The organism is Bifidobacterium myosotis (assembly GCF_002259745.1).
Classification (GTDB): Bacteria; Actinomycetota; Actinomycetes; order Actinomycetales; family Bifidobacteriaceae; genus Bifidobacterium; species Bifidobacterium myosotis.
This window is the reverse complement of the sequence record NZ_MWWW01000002.1, coordinates 103,174-127,508: the sequence shown is the minus strand read 5'-3', so window position 1 is coordinate 127,508 and position 24,335 is coordinate 103,174. Positions and strand designations below refer to the sequence as shown.

Sequence of the window (24,335 nt, the reverse complement as noted above, 5' to 3'; positions counted from 1 at the left end):
TGCCCGCATCTTCTGGCATTTCGGCGCCGGCGACGGGACAATGGAATCATGAGTGAAACGACGAACACCATCTCCATTGTCAAGGCCGCCGATCCATCGACCATCAACCCGGCGGCCGCCGATCCCGCCGCCACCCGTCTCGAGCACGACTGCATCGGCCAGCTGGAGGTGCCGGCAGACGTCTACTGGGGCATCCACACCCAGCGCGCCATCGCCAACTTCCCGGTCTCCGGCATCACGGACGCGCAGCATCCGGAGCTCATCCGCGCCTACGCCACGGTCAAGCGCGCGTGCGCCATCGCCAACGAGGAGCTGGGCCTGCTCGACCACGACAAGGCCGAGGCCATCCGTCAGGCGTGTCTGGAGATCGAGGCCGGCAAACTGGCCGATCAGTTCCCGGTGGACGTGATGCAGGGCGGCGCCGGAACCTCCTCGAACATGAACATGAACGAGGTGATCGCCAACCGCGCGCTGGAGATCGCGGGACATCCGCGCGGCGACTACCACTACATCCATCCGAACGACGACGTCAACGAATCCCAGTCCACCAACGACACCTACCCTGCGGCCTGCAAGCTCGCGCTCATCGACGCTATCGGCCCGCTCGCCGAGGCCACCAAGAAGCTCGCACGCGCCTTCCACGACCTCGCGGACAAACACGTCAACGACGTGACCATCGGTCGCACCCAGCTGCAGGACGCCGTGCCGATTACGTACGGTCAGGAGTTCCACTCCTTCGCCACGCTGCTGAAGTCGGATCTCGCCGCATTCGACCGTGTGGTGCCGCTGCTCGCCCAGCTCAATCTGGGCGCCACGGCCATCGGCACCGGCATCTGCGCGGATCTCCGGTTCCGCAGGTCCGCCATCGACCATCTGGGCCGCATCACCGGCCTGCCCGTCACCGCCGCGCCCGACCCGGTGGCCGCGATGACCGACATGGGCGCATACGTGGCCACCTCCGCCGCAATCAAGAGCCTCGCCGTACACCTTAAGAAGGCCGCCGACGACCTTCGCCTGCTCAACTCCGGCCCGCGCTGCGGTTTCAACGACCTCGACGTGCCCGCGCGCCAAGCCGGGTCGAGCATCATGCCGGGCAAGGTGAACCCGGTAATCCCCGAATGCGTGAACCAGTGCTGCTTCATGATCTTCGGCATGGACGTGACCGTGAACTGGGCCGTGGCGGAAGGGCAGCTGCAGCTCAACGCCTTCGACCCGGTGATGGTCCATGAGCTGCTGAGCGGCATGTCACTGCTCACCAACGCCATGACCATCTTCCGCACCAACTGCGTGGAGGGCATCAAGGTCAACATCGAGCGCGGCCGCGAATTCGCGCAGTACTCGCCGTCGATCTCCGCTGCCCTCAACCATTACATCGGATACGAGGCCGCCGCCGACATCGCCGCCGAGGCCGTACGCTCCGGCCGCACCGTACGCGAGGTGGCCGGCGAGCGCACCGATCTGCCCGCCGAGCAGCTTGACGAGATCCTCGATCCGATCCGTCTGGCGCGCGGCCTCGGCCAAACCTGCCGCGAGCACCAGCAGCAGTAGCCTCGGCGGATGCCGGAACTTATGCAGGGCATGTCCAAATGACCAAATGACCGAAACGTCCGAATGAGCAAATGACCGAAATATGGTCTGCCGAATGTCTGTTTTCGGTTCATCCAAACCTGGGTCTCGCAGTCCAGCATTCGCTCACGCGCATTCTGGGCATATCCCTACCACTTATTCTGGGCATACAGGCCTCATATAGACGGTTCTGGGCATATGACCACCATAAGGAGTCGATTTTGGCTTGCTTAAGGTACGAATATGCCCAGAACCGGCCAGCAGGCCAGCCAGATGGTAGGGATATGCCCAGAACCCGTGGAACGGCCCGGACTCAACCCGTGGGACAGCCGGACTCAACCCGGTAAGGCGACCCGGACTCAACCTCAACCCCGTAAAACGGCCCGGACTCCCACCTCCGCCAGACCTGCTTCACGACCCATCGATACCGCATCGAGCCCGCAGAAACAATGCCATGACGCCCCTGTTCCGCCGGGCTGTTACGGTGACCATATGACCGATTTCAGATACTTCATGGCAGGCTGGCTGCAGACGAACGCCGGCAAGCTCATCTGGCTGGTACTGGTGCTGGTCGTGGCGTTCGTGGCCGACCACATCGTCAGCCGACTGCTGCGCAAGGCGCTTGACAAGTCACAGATCCCCAGCGCTTCGATCTTCATCAACCTGATGCGCGTGGTGATCTGGACTGCGGCTGTGGCGATGGTGCTGCAGCCGGTGTTCGGCATCAACCCCACCACATTGGTCACCGCCCTCGGCATCGGAGGTGTGGCGATTTCGCTGGGTCTCAAGGACACCATCGCCAACGTGATCGGCGGCTTCGGACTCATGCTGGGCCGCGTGATCCAGCCCGGCGATCTGGTGACCATCCAAGGCACCACCGGTACCGTGGTGGACATCACCTGGCGTCATTCGATGATCGAGACGCGTGGCGGCGACCGCATGGTCATCCCGAATTCCATCCTCAACACCGCGGCCCTGACCAAGCTCACGCCGTCGAGCGAGGGCATGGTGACGCTTGAGTTCACCGCCAAGGCCTCCAGCGACCCGGCCGAGGTGAGCCGCGACATCCTCGCGCGCGTCACGCAGGCCACCGCCGATATGGCCCTCGAGGGGCAGCCGCCGCTGGTCAAGTTCACCGGCTTCTCGCCGTACGGCATGACCGGTCAGGTGCTGCTGTTCGTGCGCCCCGGCGTACTGCTCTCGACCGCGCGCGATCGCGCCGCACGGGCCATCGCCTCGCCCGCGCCGGATTATCTGGTGGAGGACGGCGGCTCGGCCCACAATCTGTGACCATCGTTCCCGTGTTCCGACTGGGCGTGATACTCCGCTAGCGCAAGATATGGCAGTGGCTCCCTTCCGATAAGAGGGAGCCACTGCCATATCTGCTGTAATCGCTGTATCACGCTGTCGGTTCCAATCGCAGACCCGGATGCGCTCCGGAAGCAATCCGGATACGGTTCCGTCAGCCCAGCAATCGTCCGATCCGAGGGAATCGGCTCACATCAGCAGCGCCACAACCGTCAGAGCTATGGTGAGCAGCAGATAGCTGATCGTACCGATGTTGCCGTACGCCGTACGCGTCACACACCCTGCGGGCAGTTCCTCGGGTGCCGTGTAGAACTCCCAGCTCTTGCGCTTGACGATGAGCAGCACGATACCGGCGATGGTCAGTGCGAGCAGCACCATGACGTAGAGGGAGTAATAACCGAGTCCAGCCAGCCTTGCATCCGCCGTCTGCACCAAACGCAGAAGCTCCTCGTTGCTCGTGGAACCGTCAAAGAGGCGAGGATCGACCTGCCGGATGATCAGCGGCCCCACCACCGAACCGTTGAGATTGAACAACATGTGCATGAGTATCGGATAACGCAGACGCGAGGTGCGCGTATACACGTACCCGAGGAGGAGGCCCATGCCGAAGGCGTAGAAGAACTGGTACAGGTTGTAGTGGAACAGACCGAACGCCAGAGCCGAATACAGGATCGCCGTCTTTTCGCCATATCGGCGCAACCGGGAGATGATTTGCTGACGGAACATCCACTCCTCGAAAATCGGCGCGAGCACGACGATGAACAGTACGTTGACCCACCAGTCACCGCCAGCGAGAATGTCGACGATTCGATTCGAGGACTGTCCCTGGCTCAGCACCAACGACAGTACCGTGCCGATAATATTGCCGACGTATCCGACCGCCACGACCATGATGAGAATACGGAGGAACTCGCCGGCACGCATGGGGTATTGGGCGGTGCGCAGCACCGGCACGCGCGTGGCGATGAGCATGCTCAACGGCATGGCGATCAGGTATATCGTTCCGGAAGAAACCAGGACCGTCGCCCACATCGGCGCATCATCGCCGAATACCGAGCGTAGGATGGCCCAGCCTATTTCGCCCGCCGCAAGCCAGATCAGCATCATTGCCACGATTGTGGCTCCGATGAGCGAGAACCGCCGGCGGGCGATGGCCAGCCAATCGCGTCCCTGACGGGAATGCTGTGTCGAGCGCGGATCGGACGGCTGCGGCTGATGTGCACCGGGCGATGTATCAGTCTGCGGGATATTGTGTTGCGCCACAGGTTGCGATGGCTGAGTGTTGTCCTGCTGCGGCTGCATTTCCGGAGCGGACGGCATTGTCTCGTTCATGTGGTTCCCCTATCTTCACTGGTTCGACAGTACCGATCTCGTATGCCTGTCATGATTCAGAATAAGGGACGGATACTGCACTCGCGCTCATTCTTCAGAGCGATTTCCCAGTGATTCCAAGGCGAATCAAGTTCATCCCTCAGAGTGATTGAGGCGGCATAGCGCGCCGTCGCATCATGTCGAATGATGTCGCATCAGGTCGCATCATATGGAATGCAAACGCAACACCGAACGCAACGCCAAACGCACGGTATCACGCACGAATCGCGCACGAATCATCCCTACGCGCGCGATACCGCGCAATACCGTCAATACGCAAAAGGGGCCGCGCACAATCGCGCGACCCCTGATAGACGCCAATTCCGCGTTCAAGCGTGAGGCGCCGGATACCGGCCGAAATCAGCAGGCGAGGGCAGCCACGGCACGCGGCGTGACGACCACCTCGTCACCGGTAGCGAGGCCGGCCGGCAGCTCGTTGGCGGGCAGCTGCACGGTCACCTTGAGCTGTTCGCCCTTGTTCCAGCGCTGGAATTCGCCGGAGGTGATGACGGTGTCCACGCGCACCAGGGAGCCGAGGAAGTGGATGACTTCCACGCGGGCGTGCTCGCCGATGTTGGAGTCATGCTGCGAAGGCAGGGCCAGCGTGAGGTTCTCCGGACGCACGAGCACGGCCACGGAGTCGCCGGTGGCGGAGTTCGGCAGCAGCGGCAGACGCTGGCCGAAGACCACCGCCTCCTCGCCGTTGGAGGCACCGGGCAGACGGTTGGTCAGACCGATGAACGTGGCCACGTACTCGGTGGCCGGGCGCTGGTACAGGTCCTGCGGGGCGGCGATCTGCTCGATGCGGCCGTGGTTCATCACGCCGATACGGTCGGCCACTGCCAGTGCCTCCTCCTGATCGTGGGTCACGAACACGGTGGTGGTGCCGGTGTTGAGCTGGATGCGGCGGATCTCGTCGCGCAGCTGCACACGCACCTTGGCGTCCAGAGCGGACAGCGGCTCGTCAAGCAGCAGCACGCGCGGCTTGATGGCCAGTGCGCGGGCCAAAGCCACACGCTGCTGCTGGCCGCCGGACATCTGCTGGGTGTACTTCTTGGCCTGATCCTTGAGGCCTACGAGCTCGAGCTGTTCCATCGCGATGCGACGGCGCTCCTCCTTGCCCACGCCGCGCACCTCGAGGCCGAAGGCCACGTTCTCGAGCGCGGTCATGTGCGGGAAGAGGGAGTAGGCCTGGAACACCATGGCCATCTCGCGCTTGTTGACCGGCACGCCGGTCACGTCCTGTCCGCCGACCATGATGCGGCCGCCCTGGATGTCCTCCAGACCGGCGAGGGAGCGGAGGGCGGTGGACTTGCCGCAGCCGGAGCCGCCGAGCAGCACGACCATCTCGCCCGGCTTGATGTCAAGGTTGAAGTCGTCGAGGGCGTGCACGGTGGAACCGGGGTAGATCTTGACGACATCCTGCATCTGGATGGAGCCGCCGCCGCGTTCCGCGGACTCCTTGAGCAGCTTCTTGGCGGCCTTGGTCACGTCCTTGGCCTTGACGCCCTGCAGCGTGGCGGTCGGATCATTCTTGAACTCGTCCTCGGTCTGGGCCGGGGTGGCGAGGGTCTTCTCATCAACGGTCATGATTGGTTAGCTTTCCTTCGACTTGCGCATCGCATCGGAAATGAGGTCGAGCGCGACGAGCAGAACCACGCCGAAGAGCAACGCAAGCAACGACATGGCGGTGGAGATCTGGGAGTTGGACTGGCCGAGCTGGTAGAGCGCGACCTGAAGGTTCATACGGCCGAGCAGCGAGGCGACGGTGTATTCGCCCAGCACCACGGCGATGGAGATGAACGAGGCGGACAGGATCGACTGCCACAGGTTCGGGATGATCACACGGAAGAACACCTTCGGCCACGAAGCGCCGAGCGAGCGGGAAGCCTCGACCAGGGTCTTGACGTCGATGGAGTTGAGGCCCACGGCGATGGCGCGGAAGGCGAACGGCATCACGAGGATCACGTAGGCGAAGCACAGCCAGATCGGGTTGGTGCTCAGCACGTCCGCCGACAGCCAGCGGTAGATCGGGCCGAGACCCACCACGAGCACGATGGCCGGGATGGTCAGCGGCAGAGTGGCGACCCACTCGATCGCGCGTTCCAGCGCCTTGGAGCGGATATGGACGATGACCATCGTGGGCACCATGAGCAGCAGCATGATCACGACGGTGACCACGCACAGGGCCAGCGAGGTGCCGATGCCCTGCCACAGCACGGTCAGGTCGGCGCCCAGCGACTCGCCGTTGCCGGTGAAGATCGCGATCCACGGCGCGGCGGACCAGCGGCCGGACAGCGGGTGGCGCAGGGTGAAGATGAGCATCGAGAAGAGCGGCACGAACAGGAACGCCAGCGTGATGAACAGGATGACGAACTTGATGACGCTCTGCTTGCGGATGCGTGCGGCGCGCAGCTGCGGCGGCTTAGTGCCGACCGTGCCGGTAGTGCCAGTGCCGGCGGAACCGGTCGAACCGGTGGCTCCGGTCTTGGCTACGACGGCAGCGTTTGCAGCAGTCGCGGAGGTTTCGTTCACTGCCAACGTCCGGCCCTCTTTTCCACAGCGTGGCTCAGCAGCATCACGATGGCCACGACGATGATCATTGCGAACGCCAGCACCTGGGCGAAGCCCTGCTGGTTCGGGTCCATCTCGTTACGCATGGCGCCCTGGATCATCAGCGGCACGAGGATCGAGCGCTGGGAGAACAGGGCGGCCGCGGTGGCGTACGCGGAGAACGCGGAGGCGAACAGCAGCAGGAACGCGGAGATGAAGCGCGGCGCCAGAATCGGCAGCGCCACGCGGGTCCAGTACTGGAAGGTGCTGCCGCCCAGAGACTCGCAGGCCTCACGCCACTGCGGACGGATCGAATCGACCGCCGGCAGGAAGATGATGATCATCAGCGGGATCTGGAAGTAGCAGTACACGGTCACGAGGCCCGGCAGCGAGCTGAGCCAGTTCGGGTTGACGACCAGTCCGGTCAGCTGCTTGATGAGCATCGTGCCGATGCCGTTGATGCCGATGGTGGCGATGAACGCGAAGGCGAGCATCACACCACCGAACTGGGCGAGCACGGAGGAGATGGCGGAGACGAGGCGACGCATCAGGCCGTTCGGCTTGGCGCCGATCACGAGGGCGTACGAGGCGAGGCCACCCACCACCGCGCCGATCACCGAGGAGACGATGGACACGAGGATGGAGGTAACGAACGCGGAGATCGTGTTGGCTTCGAACAGCTTGTTGAAGTTGGCGAGCGTGAAGCCGCCGTCACGGGTCTGGAACGCGCCGATGATCACGATCACGGTGGGCGCGAGCAGGAAGCACGCGGTGTAGGCGAAGAACGGCAGGGTGACGGCGATGGTGCCGAGTTCCTGACGGTGCCGGGCCAGCGTGGAGGAGCTGGAGTTAGCGGACGGACCCGCCACCTTGGCGGTGGCAGGTCCGTTCTGTGCGATTGCAGCAGTCATGGGTTCGGTTGCCTTAGGTTGCCTTAGGCTCAGTTGCCGATGGTCTTGTCCCAGTTGTTCTGCAGCCACTCGGTGATGCGGGTGGCGTCATCGTTGGTGTAGGAGACCGGCTTGCCCTCGATGGTGATGGCGTCCTTCAGGGTGTCCTGATCGACGGTGCCGTCTTCCTTCATGGAGGAGAGCAGCACCGGGTTGGCGCCACCCTTGAACCACAGGTTCTGGGCCTCGGCGGAGTACAGGTACTCCTCCCACAGACGGGCGGCGGCCGGGTGCGGGGCGTCCACGTTGATGGCCTGGTTGTAGTAGCTCACGACCTGGGCCTTCGGGAAGGTCTTGTACTCCCAGTTCACGCCCTTGGACTTGAGCTCCTTCTTGTAGGAGGCCTGGTTGTAGGTCCAGTCCATCACGACGCCGGTCTGGCCGGAGTCGATGGTGCCGTTGGTCACGTCAACGGTGGTGAGGTTGCCGGCGTCCTTGAGCTTCTTGAAGAAGTCGAGGCCGGGCTGCAGGTTGTTGATGTCGCCGCCGGCCAGCTGGTTGATCATCAGGTAGCCGTTGAAGGCGGCGCCGGCCTCGGCGGGCTTGCCGTTGAGGGCCACGGTGCCGGCGAACTTCGGGTCGAGCAGATCCTCGATCTTGGTGATGTCGCCGTACTTGTCCTTGTTCCAGCCGATGGACATGATGCCGGTGTAGTCGGCGTAGTAGGCGCCGTTGGCGTCCTTGTTCTCATCCGGGATCTTGTCCCAGGCCTGCACCTTGTACGGGGCGAAGGAATCGGTGGAGGTGGCGGCGATCTGCTGACCGACGTCGAAGACGTCCGGAGCGGCGTCGGTGCCCTTGTTGGTCTTGGCGGCGTCCAGCTCCTCCTTGGAGGAGGCGTTCGGGTTGAGCTCGGTGACCTTGATCTTCGGGTACTTCTTCTTGAAGGTCTCGATGACCTCGCCGTAGTTGGACCAGTCGTGCGGCAGGGCGATGACGTTCAGGGCGCCTTCTTCCTCGGCGGCCTTGACGAGGTCGTCCATGGTGCCGAAATCGGCGAGGGAGGTGGCCTTGGCGGACTTTTCGTTGACCTTCACGGACTTGCCGGTGGAGGTGGAGGAGGAGTCGGAGCTGTTGGAGGCGTTCGACGAACCGCAAGCAGCCATCGAGAACGCCAGAACGGCGGCAATGGTGCCGGCCGCGATCTTACGCAGGTTCTTCATGATGTTCCTTTTCTCAACATGCATCCAGATCCGACTATCGGGGCCGGACCCTGGGAGTCGGGGCGTCGATTCGCGCTGTACTTGCGCGGCCCATAATTCCAAAAACAGAAGTTATGAGGGTTATCTGTCACGACACTGGCGTGCAGGTGAACGTTCTTCGCCGTTTGCCGTACATTCGCTGAACAAAAGGAAACTCACGGTGAATTAGTGACGATTGCGGCCGATGTGTCACACGGATGATGGCCGGCTCGCCGCTCGCCAACGCGGAATTGCTGACGCAGAATTGTTGACGCATACCACCAGCGGCAATCACCGCACTGCAAACACAACCGCACATATGAGAAAACGTACGCCGACATCAATCAGCGTACGTTTTCGACAACATTGCCTGCGACGGGAATCGCCCCGGCCCGAAGCGGACGGCGGTTAGCGCAGCACACCCTCGATGAGGCGGGTGATGAGCTCGGTGTAGCTCACGCCGGTGGCCTCCCATGCCTTGGGATACATCGAAATCGGCGTGAAGCCGGGCATAGTGTTGATCTCGTTGATTATCACGGACCCATCGGGCGTCACGAAGGTGTCCACGCGGCTCAGTCCGGCGCCGTCCACGGCCTTGAAGGCACGACGGGCCACGTCGCGCACGTCCTCCAGCACGCTCACCGGCAGGTTGGCCGGCACCTCCACATGGCTGGCAGAGGCGTCCATGTACTTGGAATCGAAGTCGTAGAACTGGTCGTCGTCCTGATGATCGAGCACGATCTCGCCCGGCCAGCTGGCCTCCGGCTCGTCGCCCGGCTTGGCGCACAGCACGGCGCATTCCACCTCGTGGCCGTCGATGCCCTGCTCGATGAGCACCTTCCAGTCGTGCTCGCCGCCGGCGGCGATGGCGGCGGTCAGACGGTCGAGCTGGGTCTCGCGGTCATCGGCGGCCTCGACCTTGGTCACGCCGAAGCTGGAGCCGGCACGCGAGGGCTTGACGAACAGCGGGTAGGTGAGCTGAGCCTCATCAATCTGCGCCAGCACATCGGAGGCGGTGAAGTTGCGCGCGTCCACGGTGATGCCGGGCGCGGTGGCGATACCGGCTGCCGAGAGCACCACCTTGGTGAAGTGCTTGTCCATGCATGCGGCCGAAGCGAACACGCCGCAGCCCACGTACGGCACGCCCATCATCTCGAGGAGGCCCTGAATCGTACCGTCCTCGCCGTACGGGCCGTGCAGTACCGGCAGCACCGCATCGACGTGGCCGAGCGAAGTGACCGCATGATGCGTTTCAGGGTCGGACGTGTTGACGACGTTGGAGTCAAAGCCGTTCCCGGCCGAGCCCAGATCACCGGGCTCCCCCACGAGGAAGCCATCCTTGCCGAGGGAGGGGTCCAGCAGCACCGGACGGGTTTCCGGCGTAATCTTCACGGTCGGCAGCTCGCCGCCGTCCAGATTCCAGCCGCGGGGGTCCTCGCCGCCGACGATCCACTTGCCATCCTTGGTAATGCCGATCGGAATCGGCTCGAAACGCTCGGTATCCATGGCGTTGAGCACACCGGCGGTGGAGATGCAGGAGATCGAATGCTCATCCGCACGTCCGCCGTACAGCACCACAACACGCTTCTTGGCCATAACCATCCTTACTGTCTGCCTGTTAGAGAGGCCTTGTCGAGCCCAACCGATGACCCTCGCCGTTGGCGATCGATCATCAGCGGCCGCTATCGTATACCGCTTATCTCACTATCGCTGGCTCGCCGGGCGCGTTGGGCGTCCGGCTCACCGAAACCGATACGAGTCTACTCGCTCCCGCGCTCACTCGCCCGTGACTTCGCTGCCGAACAGTCCGGCCAGCATTTCGGAGCAGGAGATGCCCTCGTTGAGCACACGGCTCATCTGATAGGCCAGCGGGGTGGGCACGCCGAGTTCGTCGCCGAGCGCCACCACGGCATCAGTGGTCGGCACGCCTTCGGCCACGCCGTTGCTCACCTTGGTGGCCTCCTCCACGGTCAGTCCCTTGCCGAGGTTCGCGCCGAACGTATAGTTGCGCGAAAGCGGCGAGCCGCAGGTGGCGACGAGATCGCCCACGCCCGCGAGTCCGGCGAAGGTTTTGGGATCGGCACCGGCGGCCGCACCCAAGGCGGTCAGCTCGGCCAGGCCACGGGTCTCGATCATGGCGGCCGTGTTCTCGCCGTAACCGGCGCCGCGGGCCATGCCGACGGCGAGCGCGGTGACGTTCTTGAGGCTGCCGCACATTTCGAGGCCAATCACGTCGGTGGTGACGAACGCCTTGAAGTAGGACGTGGTGCAGGCTTCGGCCACCTTCTTGGCGTTCTCGATGTCCGCGCAGGCCACCACCGTGGCGGCGGGATGACGGTCGGCGATCTCCTTGGACAGGTTCGGACCGGAGACAGCGGCGAAGCGCTCGACCGGCAGGTCAAGGGTCTCGCGCACCACTTCGTCCATACGCTTGTTGGTCTTGCGCTCGATGCCCTTCATCAGGCTCACGACGATGGCGTCCTCGGGGATGAGTCCCTTGAAGTCGGTCAGGGCGATGCGCGCGAACTGGGCGGCGATGGCCACCACCACGATTTCGGCGCCCTTGACGGCCTCGGCGCAATCGCCGGTGGCGGTCATGGCGTCCGGCAGCTTCTCCACGGACGGCAGACGCACGCCGTTGTGATGATGGTCGCGGATGCCCTCCACGATCTCGGGCTCGCGCGCCCACATGGTCACCGTGTTGCCCGCGTCGGCCAGCACCTGGCCGAAGGCGGTACCCCATGCTCCCGCACCTAATACCGTGATTCTCTTACCCATATGCGTATACTCCTCCGTTCGTCGCATGGGGTGCTGTTCTTCCACCTCACGGCTGTCGCCGCTCGGCGTCGCCTACTGACAGTCCACCGGACTGTCAGCCTAACGGCTCCGCCCATGCTCCCGCACCTAATACCGTGATTCTCTTACCCATATGCGTATACTCCTCCGTTCGTCGCATGGGGTGCTGTTCTTCCACCTCACGGCTGTCGCCGCTCGGCGTCGCCTACTGACAGTCCACCGGACTGTCAGCCTAACGGCTCCGCCCATGCTCCCGCACCTAATACCGTGATTCTCTTACCCATATGCGTATACTCCTCCGTTCGTCGCATGGGGTGCTGTTCTTCCACCTCACGGCTGTCGCCGCTCGGCGTCGCCTACTGACAGTCCACCGGACTGTCAGCCTAACGGCTCCGCCCATGCTCCCGCACCTAATACCGTGATGTTCTTACCCATACTGCTCCTAGTTATTGTGAAAGCGTCGTCGCATGACATTCTGATACCTGTGCCATGCTACTCCATGTCACTGGCTGCCGCGCTCCCCTCAGTCCGCATTCGCGGCGGCCAGCTCCCCTCAAAGAGGGGAGCCAAGGTTTGGGGCGGCTCCCCGAAAAGGAAAGGGACGACCACCCAAACCTTGACTCCTTCGTTGAGAGGAACCGTCGTGTTGCATGTGATCAAAGACCGAAAAAGCACCTTGGCTCCCCTCCATGAGGGGAGCTGTCGGCGAAGCCGGCTGAGGGGAGTCCGCATCAAACGCACATCCACCCAAGAAATCACCGAGCCGGGAACGGACCGCCGATCTCGGGCCAGGGCTTGCGCGACATGCTGCGATAGTCCCAATAGCCCTCGGCCGGGAACGACTCGCCGCGCAGCTCCTCGAGCACGGTGTTCATGCGCTTGAGTACGCGCCACGTCAGCTCGTTGACCGCCTCGACCGGCGGTTCCTCACCCCACGAATCCATATCCTCAAGCAGATCGGCGTAATCGAGCTGATGGTCGTAGCACATGACCACGTTCTTGCGCGGCCACGGCCACCAATGGTTGATGGAGGCCGCGCCCCACGTCACCGCCGGGAACAGCGGCACCTGCCGGCCCAGTCGGCGCGAGGATTCGAGCGCGATGTATCCCACGCCCTCCTTGACGCTCATCACCCACTTCTTCGGGTCGCGCGTCACGGTACCCTCCGGCCAGACGGTGAGCGGGCGGCCGGACGTCAGGATGTCGATCGAGGTCTCCTCGATCTGCTTGGCCTTGCCGGAGTGACGCTGGACCGGCTGCATGCCGACCAGCTGGAACCACTTGCCGATCACCGGCCACTTGGCCATCTCGGCCTTGGCCATGTAGCGCGGGCGACGACCCATGTGGAACAGGCTGGCCATCGGCACGAAGACATCGAACATGGTCACATGGCTTGCCGCGGTGATGAACGGCCCGTCCTCGGGAACCTGTTCTAGCCCCCAGGCGCGCGTCTTGCAGCTGGCACGGAACACCACGTCCACGCCGGTGAGCAATCGCTTGGTGGCCTTGGGATTCTGGGCGTTGATCTCCTCGATTTTGGCCTTGCGATTCGGGCCGGTGGGGAAATCATGCATGGGGTCGACGAGACGATGACGTTGCGCGAGTGCAGCGACCTGCGCGTCACTGAGCGGGCTTACGGCCGAACGCGGCGACGGTTTTCCTTTGGATGCCATGCACTCCATTGTGGCACGGTCCCCGGTCCCTAATCGAATCGACGCACATCGTTGGTCGTTGCGCGGGCGATTCGGTCGGACGGCGCTTATTGACGATGGACGTCGCTGGACGGCACGGCCGCAACGGGCCAGAGCGCTCAGCGACGCACCGGCAACAGCCACGACAGCGGCAGCCGTTCAGCCGCAACAATCCAGCGTCAGCAGCCGCAGCCGCCTCACATCAGAGCACGGCGATGGCGTCGATCTCGACGAGCGCACCCTTGGGGATGTCGTTGCCGCCGAACGCCACGCGCGCCGGCTTGACGGAGCCGATGAACACCTCGGCGTAGCGGGCATCCACTTCCTTGAAGTCTTCGACGTTCTTGAGGTAGATGGTGGCACGCACGACGTGCTCGATGCCGGTGCCGGCCGTGTCCAGAATATGCTTGATGTTCTTCAGCGCCTGCGCGGCCTGCTCGCCGGCGGTTTCGCCCGCCAGTTCGCCGGTGGCCGGGTCGATGCCCAGCTGGCCGGACACGAACACAAATCCGTTGGCCTTGACCGCCTGGCTGTACGCGCCCAGCGCGGCCGGCGCCTCGGAAGTGGCGACAGCTTCCATCTTCTCGCTCATATTGATGCTCCTCTCATCGCAGCCTGCATTCGGCAGCCTGCGATCTGCGACTGACGACTTGCGACGTCCGCCCGCCGATACCGCCGGCGTTCGGCGCCCCTGCCCCGGCAACACACCGATTACCTTGCAGTCTACCGGCGCGCCACGGGAATCGCCCGCCCGATGCCCGCCATACGGCCATGGGCGCGCCGCAGCACCGCGAATCGTTCGACTGAGTCCCAATCGTGATGCCGATAAGTACAGCCCGTCCACATCCCGATTCCAAGCGCCCGCCATCTCACAGCGACCGCAGGTACTCCCCTAGATGCGGCACGGCAAACTCCACCTGCCCGTGGCCAGCCGGCTGAATGAGCTTGTCCTTGATGAGAATCGCACGGTATTTGCTCACCCAGCTCCGGCTTCGTCGCGTGCGCTCCACGACATCGCCGATCCGCGTGACCTGCGGCGAGTCCATCGCCATGGCTTTCAGGAACAACCGTTCCGCGCTCGTAACGCCATCCAGCGCAGGCGCGCATACGGCATCATCGAACGCAAGCAACGCGTCAGCGACGCCAGCCGCCACATCGTCCGTCGTAATGATGGACGACCCGCGCCGCTGGGCTGATTGCCACATGTAGTACCCGACGAGCTGCACCATGTACGGGTATCCCTCGGACCGTCGAGCCGCTTCCAGCGCGTCGCTCTCGCTGATGGACTTGCCCGAATCAGCCACGGTTTCCAGATAGGCGTTTTTCACGTCCGGCAACGGCACATTGTCCAATTCGCGGCGCAGTGCACGCCGCAGAAATGTGGTCACCTCGTTATCCAGCAAGTCGTTGATCATATAGGGCAGGCCGGCGAACACGATGGCGACGCCCTTTTTCTCGTCATCGGGAACGTCGCTTTCGTCGGCATCCGTGATGATGTGCTGCACAGCCGTGGCAATGGCCACCAAGTCCTCATGAGAAGCCGCCTGCGTTTCATCGATGGTGATGAGGATGCCTTTGCCCTTCCTGATTTTCTTGGATTCCAGCCGTTTGTTTAATGCGTTGCGAAGAGTCAGCGGATTGGACTCCGCAGAAAAATGGGCTTGGCCGAGGCTAGCGGTCGCAATGCCGGGGATGCTGATGGATGGGCTGATATCAGCCTGATTCAAACGCATTCCCGAAGGAGCCAGAACTGTTACGAGACGGGACACCAATCCTGGGGATGCAGTTTCGGCGATGGTCTCCCATTGCTGCGCTTTGGCAATCCGGCGGAATTCGGTCAGCATCACCGTCTTGCCGAAACCTCGCTGCCCGGTGACCAGCATGATTCGTCCCGGCGCGCCGACACCGTTAATCAGCGCTTCGGAAAAATCATCGATGATGGACTGGCGGCCGATGAGAATTGGCGGCATCTTGCCTGCAGTTGGTTTGAACGGGTTGATTGCCATGACCGCACCTCCTCGCATATGTTTCCCCTGCTCTACGTCGTCGCCCATTCTGCCCATCGGGCTGCTCATATGGTTTCCGCATCGGGACACCGATCAATGGTGCATCAGGAATGTCAACGGCTGGGCGTGAACATGCACCATGTTACACGAAATTACACCGATGTACACGAATGCGTACCAAGTTACACGAATGCGTACTATTGCGTACTTTTGTTGCGGTGCGGTGGATAGTGCCGTTGAGCGGCGGCCTAGCGTGTGGCGCAATCGCACGACGGTGCGCTAAGGCAATGACGCGCATGGGAGTTTTGTGCCTAGCTGACGGATGCGCAGCCTCTAAATGGCGAAGAAGCGGATTGGGCGGCCGGAAGCATTCGTAGGGCCCGAAAGCGCAAAAGGAAAGGCCCGACTGATGAGGTCGGGCCCAGAGAGGAAGAGAAGAAGGAAGAAGAAAGGTTCAGTTATGAGATTCTGCGGAAATCCCTCCAGCTCGCTTTCGTTCGCCGGTGATTACATATAACCGCGTGATTCTGGCAGCAACGATGCGATAGCCGGAAATATCCCTGCGGCTATGCTGGGAGTTCGCTGAGTGTGGTGATGACGATGCGGGGAACGCATTGGGCCAATCCCCGCAATGACGAAGTGATCACATTCTTTCATCGAGCGAAAACCAGCACACTGGCTGATGCGCCAATTAGCGAAGTACGCGATGCATCCGGCAAGACATTTCACGCTTCAGGAATAACCATTACTGAAACGCAGCTCAGCAAGGCAGCCGAAGGGACTTATGGATATATGATTCGGCTGGTCGGCCACCACATCTGGGACGCAGCCGACATGCGCGATTCGGACATCATCAGCGATGACGATGTGGCCAATGGCATTACAAAAGCCCGCATAGACCTCGACAATGCTGTCTGCATTCCGGAGTTGCACGGATTATCCAAAAAACGATCGCGCCTACTTGTAGGCCATGGCCTCCTTCGACGGGCCGATCTCCGCCACGCAAGTCGCCGCGCACATGCATAAGATCCCCAAGTACGCGGCCACCTACCGCAAACGTCTGCGCGTCGCCTACGTCATCCGGGAAACCGAACGCGGAGAGATCGATTTCACCGTACCATTCCTACGGGAGCATTTGTGACGGTGCCGTCTCTGTACAGATTAGAGACGCACCTTCATTCAGCTCATGAATGCAATACTTTTCATCAGGATGTTTAAGAATGCAAATCTCGGGAAGCCAATGAGCTACCAGAATGCTCACTAAGCTGCCGACTAAAGCAGCAGCAATATCCTTACAGATATTCTGAATTAATGAAATGATTCCAGTTTGTACGCATAACCTATGTTTTTTCATAGGCGCCCCCTTTCTCTCCAATTTCTTGAAGCAGTCCAAAAAAATTAATAATACATTGAACATTAAGGCGGCAATCAGCATCCCGACAAATGAAGTTATGAACTTCACATTGGCGTCCCGAAATCCACATTCAGATTACGATAATAACACCTTTCCACCCAAAAAGCAAATATCTAAACCGATATCCCCTGATATCCGATTCGCAAATCGAAGACAAAAAAGCGGACCAACAATGTCCACTATTGTTAGTCCGCTTTTTCACCAATATAAATCAACAATCCTTCAGCGATTCAGCAACTGCTTGGTCTTACGCGATTTGACAAACACCGTCACGCCAGCGCCGGCAAGCAGCGCCGCGATGGTAAAGAACAGGGCGATGCCTTCTGCACCAGTCTTCGGCAGCTGGATGAGGTTCTGCACATCCTTGTATACGAACGCTGTGTTGTCAGAAAGACCATTCTTATCAGCGACAGTGAGCTGCCCGTGGTTATCAACATCGGTGACAGTGAACTCAAATGTCGTATTCGCACCATTCGACTGCGTCGTGACCGTGAGAACCAGACGGGCACGGAACTGCTCCGGATACGATGTTGGCATCGTGCTCTCGTAGATCAGGTATGTGCCTTCGGACAGGTTCGTGAACCCGAACATGCCGTTCCCCTTATTTTGGTCTCCTGAAGTGGATGTCTGGGTCGAGTCCTTCACGAAGTGCTGATCATTGCCCCAGATAGTGTCGAAGTTCGCGCTCGTCACGGTAGCCGTGATAGCTAGTTTCTTCAGGGTGAATCCGGCGCCGTTAAGGTATTCAGAGTCGTTACCAACACCAATCTTCTTGAAATGGATGTCAGGCTTGCAGTTCGTATTCTTCGATGACTTCAACTCAGTCAGACCGTTCGGCAAACTGGTAGCCGTGCCGTCAATGACCATCAGACCAGTATGATTCGCGAATTCCGTGTCATTGAGGCGGGTTCCAATCAAGACCGGCTTCAACGGATTATACGTGGTCGCGCAATTATCCCCTGTTGAATCCGTGTCATAGGCGGTGGTCTTGTCGAACAACAGGTACAAGCCGGTTCCACCCAATGCCGAAGTGTCCCCGGAGGCATTGAATGTGAGCGAATAATAACCGCTCTCAGCATTCGTGTTCAGCGTCGGGTCCACCGTGGGCTTGTTACCAACGTTAGTCTTGATGCTGTTAATGAACGTATCAAGCTGACCAGTCTGTAGCGTTTGGTTAGAGAACCATGTCATCGGATCTCCCTGAATCGTAACAGTATCTCCCAGAGCAGCCTTAATCGCCGTTTCAATCTGCGTCCTAATCGCACTGTTCGTGGTCAGGGCCAGCTTCTTTGTACCAGTGTTGTCGGTCGGGAAATCGTAGTCAGCAAGCTTCACGTACTCGAACTGTCGGGCCGTGGTGCCTTCCTTGTTTGAGGTGAGATCGTGGATATCGGTGGATACGAGCTTGATGGTGTCCTGTGCCACGGTGATCGAGACACTGTTGCCCGTATCATCCGCAGCTTGGGCGCTGGCGGTGCCGATCATCATGCCGCCGATCAGTGTGGCCAGGGCGGCAATCATGGCGAGTGGTTTCCTCATTCGCATGAGAGGTTTCCTTCTTCCTGTTCCTTGTTGTTTTTCGTTGATGTTTTCTTCGCGGAACCGAACCCACCGTCATCGGCAGGATGGTCCCGCACATTCTTCTGTTACGGCCCGCATAGGGTTTCCGGCATCCGGCGCAGCCCACATGGGCTTGCTGTATGCCGGGAGGCAGGTCAGGGGTCACCGGTGGCCTGGGCCGGACGGTCAGAGTTCTTCACGACGCCTCGCCTTCCCGGTGACTAATCCAGCCGCAGCCGCCGCCAAGGCGAGTCCACCGCCGATGATGAACCAGTCCAATCCGGACCGACCACCCGTGAACGGCAGGGCCGAGACCGGCGTCTTCGAATTGGCAATCACATTCGGACCATTGCTGATGTCCTGGTCATTGACCTTGATCCTGACATCGGTTTGCGTCGCGCTGACCGTGAACGTGTACTGCTTGTCCGATTTGTCGTATCCGTCGGGGGCATTGAACTCCTGGAGCGTGTACGTGCCTGTGGCGAGGCCGACGATCGTGAACTTGCCCGCCTCGGGGTCGATGTCCTTGTATGTGCCGGGGGTGACGTTGACGTTCGTGCATTCGTTGCCCACGCAGTCGGTCACGTTCGCCTTGGTCGGGGTCTCGCCTTTTTCGGGTGTGAGGGTCCATGTGGATCCGGCGAGCGGACTCTTGCCGTTGGCGTCGTTGCTGTCGGCCTTGGTCCAGCTGACCTGCATGGCCGTGTTCACGATGTCACCGGTTGCCATGGAGGTCTCCTCATTGCCCTTATGGTGAGTCCATTGGGCATTACCGTCTTTGAGAACAACCTGCCAGTACTCATCATTGGTGGGCTTCCAGTAGCCATCAGGCGTAGCGGTCTCTGTCAGCTTGTAGGTGCCGTCACCCATGCCGTCGAGTCGGAAGCCACCAGCCGAGGTATCCTTATCCAGATCGCACGGATTCGTGGATGCCACGGCTTTCGAAGGGGCGACTGCGGTGTCAGAGACACAATCCGCGACTTCCTTAGTCTCAGTCACCGCACCGTGGTCAACCTGCTCAAGCTTCCATGTACTGCCAGCAAGTCTGTCATCGTTAACGGAAGAGCGCTTCGTCCAAGCAATGCCACCCATCGGTTTGTTGCCGATCGTTCGACCGGAAACCAACGCACCTTCACCGCCGTTTTCATTCTGCTCATGGATATCGGGATCCTGAGGAATCGTGCCGTTGCTGACCGGGGTGATAGTAAACGTGTACTTGGTGTCGGTCTTCTGGTAACCGGTCGGAGCCTGTTCCTCGGTAAGCGTGTACGTACCGGGAGCGAGGTTGTCGACGCCTATCTCACCCGAAGTCCTGTTGTTATCGAGAATCCCATTGTCACGAATCACCGCCGTCCATTCTTCGTTGGTGTCGTCATGCTCCCAGCAATGGGATTGGCCGCTGGTCACATTACCGGCTTGGCATGCCTGGGTGCGAAGGAACTCGTCCATGTAGGGAGTTTTCTCGTCTGTACCGCTCATGTTCTTATCGGTGATCTGATTGTCCTTGATGGTGAGCTTCCAGATAGCGCCAGGAAGCAGTGTCGGCTTGTCCGTAGGCACAATTCCGTTTTGGTCCGCAGCGGCCTTCCTCCAAGATGCGGAGTAAGGACTGGAGAACAGGACTACGCCGTTACTGCCGAATCCGCCACCGGACAGACGCGCCCTGTTTCCGGTGATGCTGACCTGAGCGCTAGCTACCGCCTGATTTTGCTGTTCGCTATCGACGACCTTTGCCCGAAGTGCCACACCCGTCTGGATCGCACCTTCAGTCCCCTTATGGGATAGGACAAGTGTGCCTTTCTTTACAATCGCACCGTTATCAGCGTCCTTTCTGGCAAGTAGTGCGACAATGCCTTGACGGTTGCTGAGTCTGGGTAGCCACGAGTCGAAGTAGCCACTCGAATGCTGCAATGGCGTGTTGTCCTTGTGCCATTCCACTGCGGGCGTCGTGCGGTCCGTGAACCATGTATCCAGCAGTTGGAACGATGTGTCATTGTGATTCTTGAACTCGGGGTTCATCATCGCGAAATCGGCGCCGGCCGTAGTAGTCGTCCCCGCAAACTCTGGCATCTGAGGGATGTTGACCGGATTGTTGCTGGTATTGTCAGCGGCATCGGTATTCGCGTCGACTCTGGTATCAACCATGTTGCCGTATAGGGCGATGTTGCCGCCCTCGGAAGCCTGTGCGGACCCAGACGGGCACAGCCACAAACCACCGCCGAAATGACCGGCCGTATTACTTGTCGCCAAGCTGCGCGCCACATAGGAGGTGGTGTTCTCCTCCGTATAGATGCCTCCACCCAAATAGCCAGACGCGTTGTCCTCGTAGATTCCACCCATGAAATACGCCGTCGAAGACTGCCCCGGAGTCCCCTGCAGGAACACAGCGCCGCCTGCGCCGCCACGCTTGATCGCAATCGGATTGCCGGACTCATCCCATGGTTTCTCCACCGCAGCCCAGTTGCCGGTGAAATTCGGAGTGAGAATCTCGGTCCCTCCGGTGGCTTTGGCCTGGATTTTGTTGCTGATGCGCAAGGTACCAGTCGCATACACAGCGCCACCGCCAGAGTTCCAACCCCACGCGCGCGCCGAGTTTCCTACGAACTTGACCCCACCCTGAATGGTCAGGTTCCCTCCGTCTGTATGGATCGCGCCGCCGCCTGAACCAGACAACGTCGCGTTGCAGGGATCGCCCCATCCAACATTCCAATCCTCGGCGCAGTTGTTGGCCGGTTCCTGCATATTACCGGTGAACGTCCCTCCTGTGACGATTGTCGAACCTGAATTCTGGTTGATCACACCGCCGTTGGTCGACTTGTTGCCTGTGAACGTGCCGCCTTTCACCGTGACCGTGCCGCCCGCGTTATAGACCAGCGTACCCATGTCATGATTCTTACTGTCGGTCGTGTCGATGCCGGAGAACGTGCCGTTGTTGACGGTCAGCTTGCCGCCGTCCTGTGAATCTTTCGGCCCCTGCAGAAAAGCAAAAAAGCGCTTGCCGTTCTTGTAGGAGAAGCTGGCGTCGTTCACATCCGTGCCGATGGTGAGCGATGCGCCAGGGGCCACGTTGAAGATCGTGTCGCCGTTCTCTTTTGAGGTCATCGCAGGGTCGAGGCCATCGGACGCGGTCAATGTAATCTGCGAGGCGACGACGGCAATCTCGTTGGCCGGCACCTCGATGGTCTGCGCAATGACCACCATGGCGGGAGCAGTGGACTGCACACAGGTCTTAAGTATGGCCCAATTCCGCACATCGCCGCATCCCCCGGTTGGCTTAGCCACTGGTTGTGTAGTCGCATCGGACTGAGTGTTGGATGTATCCGTGGAAGCAGAGCCATCGTTAGTGCCGGCATCGTCAGAAGCATCACCGGGTGCGGTGTCGAGCGTACCGTCAGCTTGGCCGGCCCAAGTATCACTATCACTGGAGACGCTGGAATCAGTGCTCGACGACGTATCGGGAGCCGTAAAATCATCTGCCAGTGCTGAACTGGCATACGTGAGGCCCAGAGCGGCGGCGGTAAGCACGCCGACGAGTTTCATCCAGAACTTGCCCGGCTTGCGGAACTGAGCGGGGTGATCGAGACCTGCAACCTGTTCGGACTCAGCAATTCGACCGGCCACGCCGAGCAGACCGGCACGCCCCAGTCCGACCGTGACGGCCAGTCCGACGGAGCTCGCCGTCCTTATCACCATCGCTCATGCCGTTGCCCTTCATCGACATTGTCATGGATTGTCCTTCTCCTGGTTTCCCTGATTCCCTGGTCATTTCGTCTGCGGCCAACCCGCTTTTAGCTGTGTCGGCAACGCTGGTAACGCTGGCCGCAGTGGTCACGCTGACAGCTCTCGTTGCATCAGTCGTACTGGTCGTACGCACGTTTGCATGCATAGCCACACGGTTCTCGTTCATGGCAGACGCTCCGTTTTGCACCGATATCGCACCGCATACACCACAGCGGGCACAAGACCTGAGCACAACGACTGCCGAGGAATGCACACGTTTTCACCCAGTAAGAAGGACCCGTCATCGCCGTACCTGCCATGTATCGGCACCGGCATACGTACCTTCTTCCACCGAGCAATCACCTTGATGCACCTTCATCACGACGTCGTTAGCGCTCACAACTTCGGGCACACTCACGCGTACACTAATCAGTCACCATACCCCCCCCCGAGGGATATTCCAAACCGACAGAACAATCCGCGCGAGTCCCGTCGCATCTCCAGAAACGCGGAATATAGGCGAAAACTGTGCAAAATTAGTTAGCTCATTGGACCAATAAAGGAGCCGTGTAATACCCCTTCGCAGTATTTAAACCCCCAGGGGAACCTTCCGCGCATTCCCGACCCAGCCGACCGGGCGCTCAGCTCATCAGACCATGCTCCACATCACACGGCACGGGTCACTCACAGCGACTCCCGTTCTCGGGGATGTCCTTGGCGACGACCGAGCCGGCACCAATCGCCGAATTGTCGCCAATTGTCACACCCGGGCACACGATTAATCCGCGTCGGCTGATCCAAGGCCGGCCAATCCGATGTCGGGGTGCAATGAATCGAGCTGCTCTACCGGTACGCCTGCTACGTTCCCGGTTCTGCACCAACTTCATGCCTAAATTTGCGCCAACCGACGTCCCAGTGCGAATACACAAAAGGGGCTCCATCAATATCGACGCATCGATCTCGGCCAATGGATTCAATCACATACGATCAGTCCGCGACAACAGGCGCCACAATGCGCCACGGCACACAGCCATGTGCTCGATATGTGCCCAATTAGCACAACAGCGGAATCCCAAGGCTTTGAAACCATTGGAATTCCGCCACTCTCGTGGGCCCAAAGGGGATCGAACCCTCGACCTTCTGTTCCGGAGACAGACGCTCTATCCACTGAGCTACGGACCCAAGCAACTTCTCTACTGTACACCATCAGCGGGAAAACACCAGCGGATTCGCCAGCAAACGGCACGAAATAAGCGTTCCCCACCCTACAATGGTGTTATGTCGGAACCTACAGATGACTTCGAATACGAACGCCGCTTCTTCTGCCGGGAGTTGCCGGCGGAATACGACGACGGCGACGCACCGACCCTCATCATCCAGAGCTACTACGTGTACACCGACAACTATGCGCTGCGCGTGCGGCTGCTCTCCCGCACCATACACATCGACATGACCCCCGATCTTGACCCGGCGGCCATACTAAACCAATACCGCGAGCGCTTCACCGAGGCGTTCGTTACCGTCAAAGGCCCATCCGTGGGCGGCACGCGCTACGAGGTCGAGCGCGAAATCGACACCCGCATCGCCGCCGAACTGGTCAAACGCGGCGGCGCGGTGGTCATCAAGAACCGCTACTCAGTCTGGATTGCGGAGGACGGCTGGAGCGTGGACGTATTCGGCGGACCGAACGCGCCGCTCGTGGTAGCCGAAGCGGAACGTGCCACGCCCGTGACGAACCTGACGATTCCGAAGTTCTGCATCACCGAAATCACCGATCAGCCTCGGTTCAACAACGACGGACTCGCCGGTCGCCCGTTCAGCGAGTGGGCCAAGGACTTCGAGCGGGAACTTGCCGCCGAAGGCCCACGATTCCAGCAGTACTTCGGCAAGAACCGCATGGTGTGACGGCAATCGCGAGACGATAGCCGCCCGGCAATCCGAATCGTTCTATCCCGGCGCCCTGAACCGTCCTTGAGCCGCGGTCAATCCGCGGTAACGAGACCTTAGCGTTACATTGTCGCGAAAAACAAGGGTATTCCACGACAAAATCTCACTGACACCATCTCAGCGATACATTGTCGCGAGAACAGCCCGAAATTCACGACAATGTACCGCTGAACAGCACTGGAGAACGCCAAGAACCAACCCAACGAGCCATTTGCACATCGGCGCGAGACATTGTCGCGAGACGATAGCCGTCCATCGCAATCAATACCGCG

The 24,335-nt window shown here is 60.6% G+C and carries 16 protein-coding genes and 1 tRNA gene; 4 read left to right on the top strand and 13 right to left on the bottom strand.

Annotation, left to right across the window (positions count from 1 at the left end):
* Positions 1–48 precede the first annotated feature (48 nt).
* Both BMYO_RS00650 and BMYO_RS00645 read left to right on the top strand, forming a co-directional pair.
* On the top strand, positions 49–1,548 hold the full coding sequence (locus tag BMYO_RS00650) for an aspartate ammonia-lyase (protein ID WP_233427953.1): 1,500 nt from the start codon (positions 49–51) through the stop codon (positions 1,546–1,548).
* 510 nt (positions 1,549–2,058) lie between these two features.
* On the top strand, positions 2,059–2,856 hold the full coding sequence (locus BMYO_RS00645; protein WP_094666674.1) for a mechanosensitive ion channel family protein: 798 nt from the start codon (positions 2,059–2,061) through the stop codon (positions 2,854–2,856).
* Positions 2,857–3,063: 207 nt separating this feature from the next.
* On the opposite strand, the gene BMYO_RS00640 is transcribed toward BMYO_RS00645, so the two are convergent.
* The 10 genes from BMYO_RS00640 to BMYO_RS00595 all read right to left on the bottom strand — a co-directional run bounded on the left by BMYO_RS00640 (position 3,064) and on the right by BMYO_RS00595 (position 15,422).
* Complete coding sequence (locus BMYO_RS00640) at positions 3,064–4,206, bottom strand: CPBP family intramembrane glutamic endopeptidase (RefSeq protein ID WP_233427952.1); 1,143 nt, start codon at positions 4,204–4,206, stop codon at positions 3,064–3,066.
* Positions 4,207–4,605: 399 nt separating this feature from the next.
* Entirely contained in the window at positions 4,606–5,835 is a 1,230-nt protein-coding gene (locus tag BMYO_RS00635; RefSeq protein ID WP_169833999.1) for an ABC transporter ATP-binding protein, read from the bottom strand.
* Positions 5,836–5,841: 6 nt separating this feature from the next.
* The gene (locus BMYO_RS00630) at positions 5,842–6,660 is read right to left on the bottom strand and encodes an ABC transporter permease (RefSeq protein ID WP_094666790.1); all 819 of its coding nucleotides are present in this window, start codon (positions 6,658–6,660) and stop codon (positions 5,842–5,844) included.
* Between the two features lie 116 nt (positions 6,661–6,776).
* On the bottom strand, positions 6,777–7,709 hold the full coding sequence (locus tag BMYO_RS00625) for an ABC transporter permease (RefSeq protein ID WP_094666673.1): 933 nt from the start codon (positions 7,707–7,709) through the stop codon (positions 6,777–6,779).
* Between the two features lie 29 nt (positions 7,710–7,738).
* Positions 7,739–8,911: an ABC transporter substrate-binding protein gene (locus tag BMYO_RS00620; RefSeq protein WP_094666672.1), complete on the bottom strand. Its 1,173-nt coding sequence runs from the start codon at positions 8,909–8,911 to the stop codon at positions 7,739–7,741.
* A 426-nt stretch (positions 8,912–9,337) separates the two neighbouring features.
* Complete coding sequence (locus BMYO_RS00615) at positions 9,338–10,525, bottom strand: D-alanine--D-alanine ligase family protein (protein ID WP_094666671.1); 1,188 nt, start codon at positions 10,523–10,525, stop codon at positions 9,338–9,340.
* A 180-nt stretch (positions 10,526–10,705) separates the two neighbouring features.
* Complete coding sequence (locus tag BMYO_RS00610) at positions 10,706–11,707, bottom strand: NAD(P)H-dependent glycerol-3-phosphate dehydrogenase (protein ID WP_094666670.1); 1,002 nt, start codon at positions 11,705–11,707, stop codon at positions 10,706–10,708.
* Positions 11,708–12,480: 773 nt separating this feature from the next.
* Positions 12,481–13,398 carry a lysophospholipid acyltransferase family protein gene (locus tag BMYO_RS00605; RefSeq protein WP_094666669.1) on the bottom strand — a complete coding sequence of 306 codons (918 nt, stop codon included), beginning with the start codon at positions 13,396–13,398 and terminating at the stop codon, positions 12,481–12,483.
* A gap of 220 nt (positions 13,399–13,618) precedes the next feature.
* Positions 13,619–14,008, bottom strand: coding sequence for a Rid family detoxifying hydrolase (locus BMYO_RS00600; RefSeq protein WP_034527123.1), 390 nt, complete (start codon positions 14,006–14,008; stop codon positions 13,619–13,621).
* Positions 14,009–14,285: 277 nt separating this feature from the next.
* Positions 14,286–15,422 carry an ATP-binding protein gene (locus BMYO_RS00595; RefSeq protein WP_094666668.1) on the bottom strand — a complete coding sequence of 379 codons (1,137 nt, stop codon included), beginning with the start codon at positions 15,420–15,422 and terminating at the stop codon, positions 14,286–14,288.
* 600 nt (positions 15,423–16,022) lie between these two features.
* Here BMYO_RS00595 and BMYO_RS11380 point away from each other — a divergent pair.
* Entirely contained in the window at positions 16,023–16,448 is a 426-nt protein-coding gene (locus BMYO_RS11380) for a hypothetical protein (RefSeq protein WP_158216921.1), read from the top strand.
* A gap of 610 nt (positions 16,449–17,058) precedes the next feature.
* On the opposite strand, the gene BMYO_RS00590 is transcribed toward BMYO_RS11380, so the two are convergent.
* The 3 genes from BMYO_RS00590 to BMYO_RS00575 all read right to left on the bottom strand — a co-directional run bounded on the left by BMYO_RS00590 (position 17,059) and on the right by BMYO_RS00575 (position 23,298).
* Positions 17,059–18,375 carry an LPXTG cell wall anchor domain-containing protein gene (locus BMYO_RS00590; RefSeq protein ID WP_158216920.1) on the bottom strand — a complete coding sequence of 439 codons (1,317 nt, stop codon included), beginning with the start codon at positions 18,373–18,375 and terminating at the stop codon, positions 17,059–17,061.
* Between the two features lie 207 nt (positions 18,376–18,582).
* Positions 18,583–22,089: a prealbumin-like fold domain-containing protein gene (locus tag BMYO_RS00585; protein ID WP_143249076.1), complete on the bottom strand. Its 3,507-nt coding sequence runs from the start codon at positions 22,087–22,089 to the stop codon at positions 18,583–18,585.
* 1,136 nt (positions 22,090–23,225) lie between these two features.
* Positions 23,226–23,298, bottom strand: a tRNA-Arg gene (locus BMYO_RS00575).
* A 96-nt stretch (positions 23,299–23,394) separates the two neighbouring features.
* Here BMYO_RS00575 and BMYO_RS00570 point away from each other — a divergent pair.
* Positions 23,395–24,021, top strand: coding sequence for a CYTH domain-containing protein (locus tag BMYO_RS00570; RefSeq protein ID WP_094666665.1), 627 nt, complete (start codon positions 23,395–23,397; stop codon positions 24,019–24,021).
* Positions 24,022–24,335: the final 314 nt, after the last annotated feature.

Excerpts from the sequence above, each read along its gene's own strand:
- BMYO_RS00585 (WP_143249076.1), bottom strand. The coding sequence starts at position 22,089 with ATGGTGATAAGGACGGCGAGCTCCGTCGGACTGGCCGTCACGGTCGGA.
- BMYO_RS00640 (WP_233427952.1), bottom strand. The coding sequence starts at position 4,206 with ATGAACGAGACAATGCCGTCCGCTCCGGAAATGCAGCCGCAGCAGGAC.
- BMYO_RS00570 (WP_094666665.1), top strand. The coding sequence starts at position 23,395 with ATGTCGGAACCTACAGATGACTTCGAATACGAACGCCGCTTCTTCTGC.
- BMYO_RS00635 (WP_169833999.1), bottom strand. The coding sequence starts at position 5,835 with ATGACCGTTGATGAGAAGACCCTCGCCACCCCGGCCCAGACCGAGGAC.
- BMYO_RS00650 (WP_233427953.1), top strand. The coding sequence starts at position 49 with ATGAGTGAAACGACGAACACCATCTCCATTGTCAAGGCCGCCGATCCA.
- BMYO_RS00620 (WP_094666672.1), bottom strand. The coding sequence starts at position 8,911 with ATGAAGAACCTGCGTAAGATCGCGGCCGGCACCATTGCCGCCGTTCTG.
- BMYO_RS11380 (WP_158216921.1), top strand. The coding sequence starts at position 16,023 with ATGCGGGGAACGCATTGGGCCAATCCCCGCAATGACGAAGTGATCACA.
- BMYO_RS00605 (WP_094666669.1), bottom strand. The coding sequence starts at position 13,398 with ATGGCATCCAAAGGAAAACCGTCGCCGCGTTCGGCCGTAAGCCCGCTC.
- BMYO_RS00615 (WP_094666671.1), bottom strand. The coding sequence starts at position 10,525 with ATGGCCAAGAAGCGTGTTGTGGTGCTGTACGGCGGACGTGCGGATGAG.
- BMYO_RS00600 (WP_034527123.1), bottom strand. The coding sequence starts at position 14,008 with ATGAGCGAGAAGATGGAAGCTGTCGCCACTTCCGAGGCGCCGGCCGCG.
- BMYO_RS00595 (WP_094666668.1), bottom strand. The coding sequence starts at position 15,422 with ATGGCAATCAACCCGTTCAAACCAACTGCAGGCAAGATGCCGCCAATT.
- BMYO_RS00590 (WP_158216920.1), bottom strand. The coding sequence starts at position 18,375 with ATGAGGAAACCACTCGCCATGATTGCCGCCCTGGCCACACTGATCGGC.
- BMYO_RS00645 (WP_094666674.1), top strand. The coding sequence starts at position 2,059 with ATGACCGATTTCAGATACTTCATGGCAGGCTGGCTGCAGACGAACGCC.
- BMYO_RS00625 (WP_094666673.1), bottom strand. The coding sequence starts at position 7,709 with ATGACTGCTGCAATCGCACAGAACGGACCTGCCACCGCCAAGGTGGCG.
- BMYO_RS00610 (WP_094666670.1), bottom strand. The coding sequence starts at position 11,707 with ATGGGTAAGAGAATCACGGTATTAGGTGCGGGAGCATGGGGTACCGCC.